Consider the following 15,445-nt stretch of genomic DNA (forward strand, 5'->3'; position numbering starts at 1 on the left):
AAAATGACAAACCATTCAACAATATAACCATTCAACAATAAAGCAATATAACAATTCATCCATCACTCCGAAAGAATCAATTCATCCACTTCTCCATACGTATCATAAGAAGAAGTAATTACTCTATCCCCTTCCTTCAATCCTTCGGTGACTTCGTAGTTTTTTGGGTTTTGGCGACCGATGCTGATAGACTGTTTTCGGGCGGTATTGGAGTTGGCATCTAAAACATAAATCCATGCGCCGCCAGTTTCTTGGTAAAAGCCGCCACGAGGAATCAAAAGTGCTTCACTTTCATCACTTAGCGACAATTTGATTTGCAGACTTTGCCCCCGTTTGATGCCTTCAGGAGCTTTGTCGGGAAAAAACATATCGACTTCAAAAGTCCCGTTGCTGATTTCGGGAAAAATCTTTTGGATAGTCAAAGGATAGCTCGTGCCTGCAAAGGTAAATTCACCCTGCTGACCTGTATAAATCCTTGCTACATAATGTTCGTCCACGCTTGCACGCACTTTGAAGTTGTCCAAAACGTCAATCTGCCCTAGGTTTTCACCTCCATTGACCGACTCACCCAGTTCCACTTTGAGGGAAGACAATTGGCCGTCAATAGGAGATTTAACAACAAGATTGTCAAGGCTTTGGTCAATTACACCAAGATTTCGTTTCATCAAATCCAAAGACGAACCAATTTGCCCTTTTTGCTGCTCTGAAAGTTGTTGGTCTTGAGCGATTTTGCGTTGGATAACTGAGCGTTTTTTGATGTTGTAGCTCAATTCTTCTTTCATCTGGTCAAATTCTTCTTTGGAAATAGTGCCTTCTTCTGCAAGGGTTTTGTTGCGGTTGATGCGACGTTGAAGGTCGGTGATTTGGTAGTCCACGTTGACCAACTGTTCTTCAAGGTTTAAACCATTCTGTTCCATCACAATCTGTGTGTTTTGAAGGTCGTTGATTTGTTCCAAAAGTTGCGTTTCAAGGTTCATATAACTCAACTGCAAACTGGCATTGGAGAGCTTAATCAACTTTTGTCCCTTGCGAACCATCTCACCATCTTCCACATATATTTCCTTCACTTGTCCTCCTTCAACAGCATCCAAAAACACCGTTTTGATGGGCAATACATTGCCTGTCACAGGAATAAATTCTTTGAAATTTCCTTTTGTTACCGTTGCTACGGTCACTCGATTTTTCTCAACTCTGTATTTTTTTACGCCCGAATTTTTCATGTACCAAGCCGATAGCAGCACTACGACTACCAACAAACTGGTGTATAAAACAATTTTGCCGAGCGTCCATTTTTTCTTTTTGATAACTTTGTCCATCTGTGGAATGAAAATTAAAATGAGAATTAAAAATACCGTTTACAACAATTGAACTGCCTCGCTTTCGAGGTTATCGTCGTTGCTGTGATGTACTTCTTTTACTTCTATCTGCTTCAATGTATTGGTTTCATGCTCGTTATACAAACCGTCAATAGTTGTGTAAATGATGACAGTGAGCAACAAATAACCAATAAGTTTGAAGATAGAAAGGAAAAAATTGAAAATGGGATGTAATGGGTTCATTTTTGGTCGTGTTTTTAGGTTGATTTTTTGTTTGAGTTAATAGTTGGATTTATGTTTTGATTGCTCATTAGCAGTGGGTTTCAAAACCCACCGCTAATGAGCAATTGATTTAAGGGTTTCTTCGTTTTTCACCCAACCATCCAACAAATTGACAATTCGATTGCCGTAAGCCGCATTGCTTTCGGAATGAGTAACTTGTACAATCGTTACACCATCTTTTTTATTCAATTGCTGGAACAATTCCATAATTTCCTCACCTTGCGATGTGTGCAGATTGCCTGTGGGTTCATCCGCCAAAATGATTTTGGGTTTGGTGATAATCGCCCTTGCGATACCAACCAATTGTTGTTGTCCGCCTGAAAGTTGGTGCGGAAACAGATCTTTTTTAGCGACCATATTGAAGCGGTCAAGTACATCGGCAACCAAACTTTTTCTTTCACCACTTTTGATGCCTCTGTAAATCAAGGGCGTTTCAATATTCTCATAGACAGTAAGTTCGTCAATGAGGTGATAGGCTTGAAAGACGAAACCCATGTATTGTTTGTGGAGTTCGTTTTTCTTACGCTCACTCATTTTGGAGATTTCGTAGTCGAAAAACCGATACGTTCCTGCGGTAGATTCTTCCAAAAGACCCAAAATGTGTAGCAATGTGGATTTTCCTGCACCGCTTGGGCCCATGATGGTTACAAATTCGCCTTCTTCAATGGTTAAGTTGATGTTTTTGAGGATGTAGTGTTTCTTCAATCCTGAACGGTGGTATTTTTCGATGCCTGTAAGTTGTATCATTCTATTGATGCTTTTGGTAACTTCAACTGTTGGCAAGGCTTGAAGCCGTTGCCAAAGTTTCGTAAGTGTAAACCTTGCCAACAATTTCCAATTTTGGCAACGGTTGAAACTGTGTACACTCTATTATAGGCAAAGGCTGTGCCATTGAAGTAAAAATCTAACAATCAAATAGATAGGCAACAATAAACAATATTGCAGCAAAGCAACTGTTTCAGAGTGGAACAGTTTTGTGTTTCAGAGTGGAACAATATTTTTGGGAGCAAGTAAATGGTTTATAGAATTCATCTATATTCTCATTCTTTGATAATCAATCTTGGTGGGTATTTAAAGTGTGAACCATGCAGTTTTCCATGTTTCCGATCATTAATGCAAATTGCTGTTTTGTTTTAGTGCCATTAGCATATTCTGCGGGCTTCCAATTTGACATATTGCAGATGGTGTCCAATAACAATTTGTCTATTTTTTCATCTTTAGAAGTCTCTAATACATGAACATCAATAATTTCCCCTTCTTTGCTAATCGTAAATTTTACGATAGCCAAATCGTATCCCACAAAAATACCATCAGGGATTTTATTCATAGCATTGTCCTTTAAGTATTGTTTCAATTGTTGCTGTCCGCCAACGTATTGGGCTTCGTTTTCAGGATTGACCATAAATTTAAAATTAATTTCCTTAATCTCATTTTGAATCAATGTGTTATCTGGTATGTATTGGACAGTTACTTCAATCTGTGTACCTACGTCTGCCCTGTCCATGATGTCCTTTTGTTCTTGGGTGAGAATATCATTTTTACTTACAGCTTTCTTTATCACACCTTTATAGCTTACCAAAATCTCAACGGAAATATATTCCCTTATCCATGACGATGGATAATGTCTATTAAGATCAATTAAAGTGTGGGCTTCATTCAACTTTTCTTTTGTAATCGAAAGAGGTGAGTAGATACCATGCACTTCACAATTTAATTCATTGTATTTCATATAGTTTTGAGAAAAACTACACATCGTGAGATGAAGTAAAAACAAGATGATAATGCTATTTTTCATTTTAGATATTTTTATAAAATTATACTGTAGTCCAAAATTAAAAGACGAAGAATCTGTCTTGTTACTAAGATAGATTATTAGTTATCGAATGAAGTTACTTTGGGTTGCGTTTAACAGGTTTTTAACAAGTGCTTGCGAGCATTTTGCAGAGATTTTTTTGCAATTATTTAATAGTGAAAAATTTATGGCATTTTGTAGTTATGTAATTATTTTTCCTTCAATATCCCTTCAATCCTTTCCAACAGCTTCTTCCCATCTTCATCGACTCGACTCGGCAGTTTACCTGTTTTCTGAGTCATCACCATAATCGCCACATTGTCCGCCAATACTTCATCAGGATGAATAATATAGTCGGTATTGTTGCCGATTTGCTCCCGAAAACCACTCACTTTTTGAATCCCCAAAGGAGTAGGTTCATCGCCATCGACTACTTGCCATCCGCCTTTAACCTGCTTAATCTCAAACAAATCGTAGGCGAGATATTGGAAGAAATTGCCGTTTTCGGAAGTGAATTCAGGGTGCTTGGAATAAATCATCAAAATCACTGGAACAGCCTCTCCATCAGGTTTCACCACATTAATTTTGTATCGGTAGTCCACGCCATCGGGATTGGTAAGTTTGCGTTTTTGCAACATAGAACCGATGTTGAGATTTTCGATTTTTTCATAGCCGATGGTTTCATAGAGTTGACGTTTTTTATCAGGATGTAGGCGAGAATAGACATGGAATACTTCATGGATCATGGTCTGCAAAAAACGTTCTCTTCCTTTTTCGTTGTTCATTCGCTGCATCGTCGGACGGGGAATGATGATGGCGGCATCACGGGTATAAAAAGCTCCGTTTTCTTCACTGCCATCGGTGAGAATCAATTGCAGGTTATCGGGAAAAAGAGATAAGGTGATTTGACTGCAAAGCGAATAAGCTTCTTCAAAAATCTCTTTTACAAACGTCAATTCGTCCGTTTTCCATTCTTGTACACTCGCTGCCATTCGGTCTTTGAACGCTTGAATATTTGAAGATCTGGCACTTTCTTCTAAATTTTTCATCAATCTGATTTCTAACTCTAAATCTCCCAATTCTTCAAAAAATGGCTCTAATTCATCCTTCAAGATGATTTTTTGCCCCGTTTCTTTGGTCATGTATTCCACCGTTTTGCCGTCCTTCAATTGTTGGATATTGGAGGTGGGGAGAATGGTGGTTGAAGTTTGTTGGGCTTTTTGTAGGTTTTTGCAGCTGGGTAGTAAAAATAAGATGTTGCAGAAGAATAGGAAATAGGATAGATTAAAGTGTAATTTCATGCTTATTGCTTTTATAAATGAGCAGCAAATCTAAGTAATTGAAGTGAAAAATTATTTTCTATTCAAATTTTAGCCAAAGCACAAAGGTACTACCCAATGTCCATTATGCCTTTTCCAATAACCTTTTTGCATCTTCTTCCGTGCAGATGTACAAGTTATTGGTCATCTGAATATTGCCAACTAATAGCGTCCAATAATACAAACCACTAGGGAATAGATTGGTGGCAACAATTGAGATGCGGAATTGAGTACTACCTTTTGCTACTTCATATCGTCCGCTTGTTTCGCCTTGATTGTTCTTGAAGTGAAGTGCAGCGTCTTGAGGAATCGCCTGTTGGAAAACAAAATGAATAACTCCAATACATACAGCATCCTTCTTAGGCGCAGTAACATGGAGAGCGGAAGATGTTGTTTTAAAACTTACCGCCATTTTGCGTTCCATCGCTCGGTTGGGTTTCGTCTGTTCTGACAAGGCAGTTCTAAGAATGACTTCCAAAACCTCATCTAAGTTTTCCCAGTCAATGGGTGTAGTGTATCGCTCTTTTGAATCGCTTGAAAAAAAAGGGTGAGGATGCGCTGCAATCATCGCAGTATCGTACAGTTGATACAATTCGATGATTTGTTGTCTGCTTTTGTTATTATTCCAAAAGTGTTCTACCAGTGCAGAAGGTAGTTCATCTACTCTTGAAAGGTGCATAGCATAAGCATATAGAATGCGGTTTTCCATGTTCAGGTTTTCCATTTTTTCAAATATTTTTTTGAGTTGTTTCATGTATAGTGAGTTTGAAAATTTAAGTAGTGATGAAAAATAAATTCTATTTTTTGGGCTTTCTCCTTCTTCGCTCTCTCGGTTGTTTTGGAATAGGTTTTCCAAAATAGAATGAAAGAGTGTAACTCCATTTTTCCTAATAGACGTTTTGAGTAGGTTATTTTGAAGAAAAAAGTAGCTTTTTTTTTGTACAATTGACACACCAGTAATTTTTCCCCACTGACAACTTTAGATATGGATTTTGGAGTACCGATAAGTGGAACGTCAAGTCCAGTACAAGCTGTCCCACTCTTTATCCATGAAGCTTAACTATCTTGACTTTGTTGTTGATGACCGCAGGAGCTATGTTTTTGGTACAGCCCAATATGCAAGAAAAATTAGGAAAATAAGTTCGGTCTTTCTATACAATTGGCATAAAGACTTCGAGAGATTTTTTTATAGTCTACTGATTTTCAAACACTCCCTATGCTTTCAGACCAAACTTCTAAAGTCTAAATCAGCACTCTCAATATACAACCTGCATTGGTATCAACTTTTGGAGTTTTTTTTTGAAGAATATCTACAGGTATCAAAGCTACCTCAAACCACTATCCCCATAGATTACCGAAGATTCTTTCACCTGCAAAGCATAGCCAAAAGAAAATTTCAAAAACACAAATTTTTTTTCCAAAAAATCTTCAATCCAAGCACACCAAAACGTCTATTGGTAAAAAAGTTCGATGAAAGAAATACAATACCCAATGAAAGCAATTCATACGACCTCTAACAGGCAATGGTGGTTGAAAGAAATAAACCGATTGATTTTGAATCACTTATCCGATTACAATTTGACCAATACCCTGTTAGCGGAGAAACTATCTGTTAGTGAAAGACAATTGTACCGAATGGTGAAAAACCTCACAGGAATGTCGCCCAACCTCTATGTGCGCCACATTCGACTGCAAAAAGCCTATCAATTCCTTCAATCGGGAGAATACCGCACCGTAAAAGAAGTGGCAGCTAAAGTGGGATTTCAAAACGCAGAGTATTTCACCCACTTATTCAAATCGACCTTTGGACAAATTCCTTTTGAAGTGTTGCAGAAAAAGGGCATCAAATAACAAATAACTTCTTCAAAATGGCAGATATGTGGGGGTATTTGGCAGAAATGAAGGGGGTGTTTTTTTTGAGTAATGAAAAGCGACATTTTACCTTTGTGAGTTGTTTGGCTTGCCTATACAATTTTTATGGAAGCAGCACAAACAAACTTCGGAAATTTCATTTTTTCTTTATTTTTTTAAATTCCATTCTCATGACAAACAAATACTTTTTCATTATTTTTCTGTTCTGTTCTGTTCTGTTCTTCTGACCTAAATGCTCAATGTACCGTACATGGAGTTGATTATGGAAATACTAGCTTTAACAATAATACAGGTGGGGTCTTTGGTCAATCGTTTCAGCCTTGTCAATCGGGAAATATTACGAGCATTACTTTTAATGTTGATTCGGATGGTGCAGGTACTCACGACTTGAGGATAGCTGCAATTACTGCCCCTCCTAGTGCCGTTATTGGTGGTCCTGTTTATCAAACCTTTAACACAGCAGGAGGATTTGAAACAGTGACTGTTACTTTAAACACTCCTTTCCCTGTAACAGGAGGCAACGATTATGCTTTTGACATTACAGCAGGTACAAATTTTAATTTTATTTACGCTGCTGCACTTGACGATGAGCCAAGTGGAATTTTTTACGAAGTTTTTTTTGGATCATTTACCTCATATACAAGTCAAGATTTAGATTTTGAAGTAGCGATCAGTGCAGCGGCGGAGCCAGCAGCAGCAAGTATTCCCACTCTCTCTCAATGGGGTTTAATCATCTTGGCTTTGTTGTTGATGACCCTTGGTACTTTGTATTTGGTACAGCCCAATGTGGAAGAAAGGATAGGAAGATAAGTTTGTTCCTTCTATACAATTTAAAGTGCTTCTCACCTATACAACCTTCAATAGCTAAGGCTTTTGGAGGTTTTTTTTGAAGAATATCTACAGGAATCGGAAATCAGCCTTTGGACAAACTCCTTTGGAGGTTTTGCAGAAAAAGGGCATCAAATAACAAGGAACTTACTCAAAATGGCAGATATGTGGGGGTATTTGGCAGAAATGAGGGGGGTGTTTTTTTTGACTAATAAAAAGCGATATTCTACCTTTGGGTAATAATAAAAAACTGCTTGTCAGGTAAAAATGACAACTCAATCCATTTGGAGTATTTCCTACTTGGATGTAAACAAAACATCAATCACTGAATCCTATGAAACCAAAAGTACTCTTAATAGGCTGGGATGCAGCCGACTGGAAAGCCATCAACCCACTAATGGATGCAGGCATGATGCCCAATTTGCAGAAAATGGTAGAAGAAGGAGTGATGGGCAATTTAGCGACCCTCGACCCACCTCTATCTCCAACTTTATGGACATCCATTTCCACAGGCAAACGCCCCTACAAACACGGAATCATCGGCTTCACCGAACCCGACCCCTCAGGCACAAGCGTTCGCCCCGTTCACATCACCTCCCGAAAGGTCAAAGCCATCTGGAACATGCTCACCCAAGAAGGCTACAAAACCCATCAAGTCGGTTGGTGGCCCTCGCATCCCGCCGAGCCCATCAACGGTGTGTATGTGTCCAACTTCTACCAACGAGCCAGTGCCCCCATCACCGAACCTTGGCCGCTGCTTGCCGAAACCGTTCACCCAGCCGAAAAAGCCGACTTATTTGCCGCTTTGAGGCTGCATCCACACGAGCTTACACACGCCCACTTACTACCCTTTTTGCCCAATGGCCACAAAATGGATCAAAGCGATAAAAAAGTCCAGGGCAGAATCAACAGCCTCCGAAAAATCATTGCAGACTGCACTACCATTCATTCAGCAGTTACCTACATTTTGGACCAAGAAGAATGGGATTTTGTCGCTGTTTACTACGATGCCATTGACCACTTTGGGCATGGATTTATGAAGTTTCATCCGCCCAAACAAGATCACATCTCTCAAAAAGATTTTGATGCCTACCACAATGTTGTCACGGCAGGCTATCAATACCACGACCTCATGCTCGGCAGACTGCTCGAATTGGCAGGCAAAGACACCACCGTTATGTTGGTGTCCGACCACGGTTTTCACCCCGACCACCTGCGCCCCAAAAACTTGCCACGAGAATCGGCGGGCCCTGCATGGGAACACAGCCCCTACGGTATTGTGGTGATGAAAGGGCCTGGCATCAAAAAAGACGAGCGCATTTATGGCGCAAGTCTGATAGATGTAACACCCACTTTGCTGCATCTCATGGACTTACCGATAGGCTTAGACATGGACGGTAAGGTATTGAGTACAGCCTTTGCCCAGCCCAAAAAAATCAAAACCATCGAAAGTTGGGAAAAAGTGGAGGGCGAATGTGGGATGCACCCCAAAGACAAACTCGAAGACCCCGAAGCCTCCAAAGCTGCCTTAGACCAACTTGTTGAGTTGGGCTACATTGAAGCACCAGGGCCCGATGAAGAAAAAAACATCCAACGCACCATCAACGACCGTCAGTTTTACCTCTCCCGTGCCTACATTGACGGAGGAAAATACAGCGAAGCCATTCCGATTTTGGAAGACCTGCAAGAAAAAAATCCCACCCAATCGCACTACTCCATTCGATTGGCGAACTGCTATCTGCAAACCAAACAAACCGCCAAAGCCCGAAAAACCATCCAACACCTGCGTGCTCGGCAGCAAAAACCTACCGTCACACTCCTAATCTATCAAGCCCGAATCGTGACCCAAGAAGGCAACACAGAGCAGGCTTTGGAATACCTCAAACAGGCAGAAAAACAAGAAAAAGACTATCCTGGGCTGCAACTTCAAATTGGAAACTGCTACCGCCATTTGAAAGAATGGGAGGCTGCAATGAACTGCTACAATTTGGCACTTCAAAACAATCCAGAAGACAACCACGCATGGCATGGAAAAGGCTTGGTACTCGCCAAAATGGGGCAACAAGAAGAAGCCGTTACCCACTTTTTGAAGACCATCGGTTTGCGCTATTTTTCGCCCAATGCCCACCGAGATTTAGGCGATAGTCTATTGGCTTTGAAGCAATACGGACATGCTGCAAAAGCGTATGAAGTAGCCATTCACCTCTATCCCCGCTTCAAATACCCCAAACAACAACTCGTAGAACTCTACGAAAACCAACTGCCACGACCCGAACGAGCAGCCTATTACAAGGCGCAACTGCCCGACTATACGCTGCCCGAAATGGTCATCGTGTCAGGTTTGCCCCGCTCAGGCACTTCCATGATGATGCAAATGCTCGAAGCTGGTGGGATGGAAGCCTTTACGGATGGAAAACGCAGCGCAGATGATAGCAACCAAAAGGGCTACTACGAACACGAAGCGGTCAAAAAAATGGGTCGCAACACGGATTTCTTGGCAGAAGTAGGCGATAAGTTCGTCAAAGTTGTGGCACATTTGCTGTTCCATTTGCCGAGGATTTATCGCTACAAAATCATCTTTATGGAGCGAGATATTGACGAAGTGCTTCAATCCCAGCACAAAATGTTGCAGCGAGATGGCAAACTCAAAAAAGGCACTTTTTCTTACCGCCTCGGAATACAGTTTGAAGAAACGCTCAAAAAGGTGAAAGACACCTACCAAAACCGCCCAAATGTAGAATTTCTATTCGTGCCACACCGAGAGGTCATCGAATTTCCACAAACCGTTGCCAAACAAGTGCAGGAGTTTTTGGAAAAACCCTTGGATTTGGAAAAAATGGCAATGGTGGTAGATGCGAGTTTGTATCGGGAAAAATCGGAGGTGGTGAGCGAATAGTGGACTAAGGGATAACAAATAAAAAAAATAAACAACCATAAATGAAACATCAAAAAATACAAAACATACTCATCGTAGGAGGTGGAACAGCAGGCTGGATGACGGCTGCCTATTTGAACCAAACCTTCAATGCCACCGAACCCACGATGAACATTAGCCTCATTGAAGCCGCAAATGAAAATGGAGACAACTCTGCCCCACAAGCAGTTGGTTGTCTGCCCTTTTTGAGGGGTTTTTTCAATTATTTGGGCATTCACGAGCAAACTTGGATGGGAGCCTGTCATGCTTCTTTCAAAATGGCAACCCTCTTTGAAGGATGGAAAGACGGCAGCGAAGCGGATTCTTATTGGCACACACTCGGCAATGTGGCAAACCATCAAGCCGAGCGACTTGCACTGACCGAACATTGGCTGCACAAACACCATCAGGGCGAGGAAACTTCGTTTGCCGAATCGCTACAAGAAGCCGTAGCGGTTTGTAAAGCCATGAAAACGCCCAAAGTAGCGATTTCGGAAGGTCGGTCGAGAGCCTTGCCCTATGCCCATCATTTGGATGTTCAATTGATGGTTCAGCTACTCAAAAAGTATGCGACCAACAGAGGAGTGAATCATTTGGTAGGCGATGTTGCTGCAATAGATGTGGATGAATCGGGCGCAATTCGACAAGTGCAAACCGAAGAACATGGTGCATTGACCGCTGATTTGTACGTAGATTGTACAGGCGAGACTTCAATGCTATTGGGTCAAACACTACAAGAAAAAGAGGATTCCTACTCCAATCACTTGCGCTGTGATGCAAAAGTAAGCATCACCTTGCCCTATGGAGAAAACAACCGCTACAACCAATCGGCAGGCGGTTTGAAGCCCTACACCACTGCAACAGCACTTTCGGCAGGTTGGCTTGCTCATATTCCGATACAAATCTGCGAAACCTATACCTATACTTACAGCAGCCAATTTGCATCGAAAGAGGCTGCCGAAATGGAACTGCGCCAACACATTGGCGACCGAAGCGAACAGGAAACTGCCCTCCACCAAAACCTTCAACAAGGCAAAAAACAAAACTTGTGGGTCAAAAACTGTGTGGCGATTGGTGCTTCTGGTGGACAAATTGAAGCATTGGAAGCGACCGATTTGGCATTGATTCAGTTGGCTTTGCGCTATTTGCTGTACTCTTTTCCCGATCAAACGATGGACAGCCGATTGCAGGATACCTACAATAAGGCGATGAACCAACTCTACGCAAATGTGCAGGATTTTGTGGTGCTGCACTACTGCTTGACCCAACGAGCGGACACCCCTTTTTGGAAGGCAGTGAAACAGGAAACCGAGATTCCGAGTGTTTTGCAGCAAAAATTGGAGGAATGGAAGCACTTCTTGCCCGATGGATTTGACCACAAATACGACTTGTTTGGGAGCTTCAACTATGTATCTGTTTTGGCAGGAATGGATTATTTGCCCTCCAAGGCACTGCCGATTCTGCAACACTCTTTGCACCGAGAAGCAGAGAATTTCTTCAAGCAAGTAGCACACCAAAGCGAACAGATGGCAAAAAAACTACCTACACAAGCCGAATATTTTCAACAATTGATACGTATCGCCAATTTTCAAAAAAACAAGGCTTGGTAAGATATAAGAATGAATGAAAAATAACACGCTCTAAATGAGCAATTTAATAATTTTTAATCAATTATCATCATGATGAAACATTTTATTTCCAAAGCATTATTCCTACTTGTAATGGGATTGTTGGTGAATGTAACAGGTGTATGGGCGCAAAAAGCCGCTCCTGCGACTGCCAACCCCAACATACAAGTATTGACCCCCAAAGAGCGAGCCGAGCGAAAAGCGGCACAAATGACCAAACAATACCAACTAACCCCTGCTCAAAGCCAAAAGGTCATTGACATTTATTTGGGAACGAACAAGGACTTGAGAGAAGCCCGTCAAACGAGCTACAAAACGCCACAGGCCAAAAAAGCAGCGATGAAACAAGCAAAGCAAGACCGCACACAAGCGATTCGAGCAATGCTTACACCCACACAACGCCAAAAAATGGACGAGTTGACTGCCCAGCGAATGGCAAAACAGGCAGAAAGCAAAGCGAAAAGGGCTGCTGCTACTAAGTAAATCCAATAAAATAAGTTCTCAATTTAGACTTTTGTAGTTTCATTTAAAAATCGGCTAGAGGGAAGAAAATCAACTTCCTATCAAACAGAAAACTACAAAAGTCTTCGAATCAATTGAGGAAGTTATTTTTTCGTTTTTGCTAAGTAATTTATTTTTTCATTTCAAAAAGAACAACGTTCTATGAAACAACAAAAAAACAACAAGACAGATTTTCATAAGCAGCTACAAGCCTACTCCGCATTGGGGACTGCTTTTTTGGCACTTGCCCCTCAGCAGGCGGAGGCGGATATTGTGTATGTGGATGTTCCTGATACCCAAATTTGTGTACAAGCTGGTCCAATAGACAGAAATGGTCCTAATACTTCTGCTCAAAGCACAAGGTATGTATATTTAGACTTAGACGGGCAGGATTCGAGCAGTAGTGCTTTCTCTGGACAAGATATGTATTTTACAGTAAGTGCTTCTGCTGGAGTATATAGTGGAACATATAATTCTCAAAATTTTCAGATTCAATCTGTTGGTGGAGCGATTGGGGTAGAGGGATACTACGGTACTGACAGCAGACTGATGGGAATTCAGACTACTTTTTCGAATTCTATTCAACCTCGCAATATGCCTTATGGCGCTACTATCAGTTCTGCCGTGACCCGTGCTAGCAGTACTGTTATTGCATCAATAGGGTTTTATTCAACTGGAAACGGTACATCAACTGCCAATAAAGCAGGTGACCCTGCTTGGTTGGGATCTGACTTTACTGATATACAAACGACAGGCTATTTGGGATTGGAGTTTCCAATCAGTGGCTCCAATCATTATGCTTGGATACAGGTAACAGTGGAAAATGAAGTCATAATGGAATCAGGGCAAGATTTGTTTGCCAAAACCTGTATCACCATTTTGGATTATGCTTATGAAAGCTGTCCAAACGAACCGATTCTTGCAGGGCATACATCAGGAGGAGCGATTACTTGCGATTCTGGTCCCGCTTCTATCCCAACCCTCTCTGAATGGGGATTACTCAACCTTGCTTTGCTGTTGATGACCTTCGGCACGATTTATTTGATTCAGCCGAATTTCAGTTTGCGGAAGGTAGCGAGGAGAGAGGAGGACAAATAGTTCGAAGTGTTTTGATTAGAAAATATTTGACGAGAAATGTAAGCACCAAATTTTTTAGATATCGGATGCCTAAAAGGTATCTGATATCTGCTTTTTTTGAAAGCTATATATACTTCAAAAATCTTTAAATCACTCAACTCATTTTAAAGCACTTTCTTTTTATTTTATTAAAATTATATTTAATACCATGACAGTAAGAACGTTACCTTGCATTATTAGACGGAAACTGGAAAAATACCACAAGTATTGCCACCGACTTCAAAAAAAATGGCAACAAGGCACATGGCTATCCCTCAACCAAGGACAACGCCAGATGTGCCTACAACGGCTACATCGCTACGAAGCCCAACTACAAAAATGGGGCATCGCCACCACCTTCTCCTTCGCTCTACTCACCAGCGGTCCCTCTATTCTACAAGCCCAAGTATCTGCTCCCAATGGCAGCGAATTCTTGGTGAATACATACACGACTGACAGTCAGGAATATGTCAGTGTAGGGGTGGATGACGATGGGGATTTCGTCATTGCTTGGGGGAGCGATGGTCAGGATGGAAGTGACTTTGGAATCTATGCCCAGCGCTACAATAGTAGCGGAACTCCACAAGGCAGCGAATTCAAAGTGAATACATTTACGAATAATTCTCAGAATGTACCTAGTGTAGGAATGGACAGCGATGGGGATTTTGTCATTACTTGGGTGAGTGAGTCTCAAGATGGAAGTGACGAGGGAGTCTATGCCCAACGCTACAATAGCAGTGGAGTCCCACAAGGCAGCGAATTCTTGGTAAACACATACACGACTAATGATCAGGTCTTTTCCAGTATAGGAATGGACAGCGATGGAGATTTCGTCATTGCATGGACGAGTGATGGTCAGGATGGAGCTAGTAGGGGAATATATGCCCAGCGCTACAATAGCAGTGGAGCCCCACAAGGCAGCGAATTCAAAGTGAATACATACACTAGTAACAACCAGACTACTCCCAATGTAGGGATGGATAGCGATGGAGATTTTGTCATTGCTTGGCAGAGTAACGGTCAGGATGGATATGGCTACGGAGTTTATGCCCAGCGCTACAATAGCAGTGGAACCCCACAAGGCAGCGAATTCTTGGTGAATACATCCACAATAGGTTTTCAGACTCACCCTAAGATAGGGATGGATAGCGATGGGGATTTTGTCATTACTTGGAAGGGTACTGATGGAGATGGCGATGGAGTTTTTATGCAACGCTACAATAGCAGTGGAGTACCACAAGGAAGTGAAGTTTTGGTGAATACAAACACGTATGAAGATCAGAATGATCCCGACATAGGAATGGACAGTGATGGGGATTTTACCATTACTTGGGAAAGTGCTTATCAAGAAGGTGGTTTTGATGGAAGTTTAGATGCAATCTATGCCCAGCACTTCGATAGCAGTGGAACTCCACAAGGCAGTGAATTCAAAGTGAATACATACACGCCTCTTGATCAGAGGAGGCCCGCTATAGGAATGAGTAGCGATGGAGATTTCGTCATTGCTTGGGCGAGCCAAGGACAGGATGGAAGTGACGTTGGAGTCTATGCCCAGCGCTTCGGTGGCAGTGGCAGTGGCACTCCAAGTGTTCCTACTCTTTCTGAATGGGGATTACTCAACCTTGCTTTGCTGTTGATGACCTTCGGCACGATTTACCTTATTAATCCCGATTTCAGTTTGCGGAAAGCAGCGAGGAGAGAGGAGGAATAGGAATACTTCAATGGATGAACTTTGCTCTCAATTATTTCAACCGCTGGGTCCAAGATTGGATTTGGCGGTTTTTTTGAATTTTTTTTCCAAAAAACCTTCAATTCACGCACGCCAAAACGTCTTTGTATCAATTGAGGAAGTTATTTTTTCGTTTTTGCTAAGTAAT

General features: G+C 41.6%; 14 protein-coding genes. 8 read left to right on the plus strand and 6 right to left on the minus strand.

The genetic code is table 11. The features are described from left to right. Positions 1–62: 62 nt before the first annotated feature. From R3E32_11245 to R3E32_11270, 6 genes are all read right to left on the minus strand, one after another. Positions 63–1,316, minus strand: a complete 1,254-nt coding sequence (locus R3E32_11245; protein ID MEZ4885293.1) for an efflux RND transporter periplasmic adaptor subunit — start codon at positions 1,314–1,316, stop codon at positions 63–65. Between the two features lie 39 nt (positions 1,317–1,355). After that, the gene (locus tag R3E32_11250) at positions 1,356–1,559 is read right to left on the minus strand and encodes a hypothetical protein (protein MEZ4885294.1); all 204 of its coding nucleotides are present in this window, start codon (positions 1,557–1,559) and stop codon (positions 1,356–1,358) included. 93 nt (positions 1,560–1,652) lie between these two features. Then, positions 1,653–2,426 carry an ABC transporter ATP-binding protein gene (locus R3E32_11255; GenBank protein ID MEZ4885295.1) on the minus strand — a complete coding sequence of 258 codons (774 nt, stop codon included), beginning with the start codon at positions 2,424–2,426 and terminating at the stop codon, positions 1,653–1,655. Between the two features lie 226 nt (positions 2,427–2,652). Continuing rightward, positions 2,653–3,393, minus strand: coding sequence for a hypothetical protein (locus tag R3E32_11260; GenBank protein MEZ4885296.1), 741 nt, complete (start codon positions 3,391–3,393; stop codon positions 2,653–2,655). 206 nt (positions 3,394–3,599) lie between these two features. Next, the gene (locus tag R3E32_11265; GenBank protein ID MEZ4885297.1) at positions 3,600–4,691 is read right to left on the minus strand and encodes a hypothetical protein; all 1,092 of its coding nucleotides are present in this window, start codon (positions 4,689–4,691) and stop codon (positions 3,600–3,602) included. 103 nt (positions 4,692–4,794) lie between these two features. Next, on the minus strand, positions 4,795–5,463 hold the full coding sequence (locus tag R3E32_11270; GenBank protein MEZ4885298.1) for a hypothetical protein: 669 nt from the start codon (positions 5,461–5,463) through the stop codon (positions 4,795–4,797). 737 nt (positions 5,464–6,200) lie between these two features. Here R3E32_11270 and R3E32_11275 point away from each other — a divergent pair. The 8 genes from R3E32_11275 (at position 6,201) to R3E32_11310 (ending at position 15,279) form a co-directional block, all read left to right on the plus strand. Next, complete coding sequence (locus tag R3E32_11275) at positions 6,201–6,560, plus strand: helix-turn-helix transcriptional regulator (GenBank protein MEZ4885299.1); 360 nt, start codon at positions 6,201–6,203, stop codon at positions 6,558–6,560. Between the two features lie 408 nt (positions 6,561–6,968). Continuing rightward, complete coding sequence (locus R3E32_11280) at positions 6,969–7,391, plus strand: IPTL-CTERM sorting domain-containing protein (GenBank protein ID MEZ4885300.1); 423 nt, start codon at positions 6,969–6,971, stop codon at positions 7,389–7,391. A gap of 63 nt (positions 7,392–7,454) precedes the next feature. After that, positions 7,455–7,649, plus strand: a complete 195-nt coding sequence (locus R3E32_11285) for a hypothetical protein (protein MEZ4885301.1) — start codon at positions 7,455–7,457, stop codon at positions 7,647–7,649. Between the two features lie 94 nt (positions 7,650–7,743). Next, on the plus strand, positions 7,744–10,305 hold the full coding sequence (locus R3E32_11290) for an alkaline phosphatase family protein (protein ID MEZ4885302.1): 2,562 nt from the start codon (positions 7,744–7,746) through the stop codon (positions 10,303–10,305). Between the two features lie 41 nt (positions 10,306–10,346). Then, complete coding sequence (locus R3E32_11295; protein ID MEZ4885303.1) at positions 10,347–11,933, plus strand: tryptophan halogenase family protein; 1,587 nt, start codon at positions 10,347–10,349, stop codon at positions 11,931–11,933. A gap of 72 nt (positions 11,934–12,005) precedes the next feature. Beyond that, the gene (locus R3E32_11300) at positions 12,006–12,434 is read left to right on the plus strand and encodes a hypothetical protein (GenBank protein ID MEZ4885304.1); all 429 of its coding nucleotides are present in this window, start codon (positions 12,006–12,008) and stop codon (positions 12,432–12,434) included. A 180-nt stretch (positions 12,435–12,614) separates the two neighbouring features. After that, a complete protein-coding gene (locus tag R3E32_11305) occupies positions 12,615–13,550 on the plus strand; it encodes a hypothetical protein (protein ID MEZ4885305.1) in 936 nt (311 codons plus the stop codon). 187 nt (positions 13,551–13,737) lie between these two features. Then, the gene (locus R3E32_11310; GenBank protein MEZ4885306.1) at positions 13,738–15,279 is read left to right on the plus strand and encodes a hypothetical protein; all 1,542 of its coding nucleotides are present in this window, start codon (positions 13,738–13,740) and stop codon (positions 15,277–15,279) included. Positions 15,280–15,445: the final 166 nt, after the last annotated feature.

The organism is Chitinophagales bacterium, assembly GCA_041392475.1.
Classification (GTDB): Bacteria; Bacteroidota; Bacteroidia; order Chitinophagales; family UBA2359; genus JAUHXA01.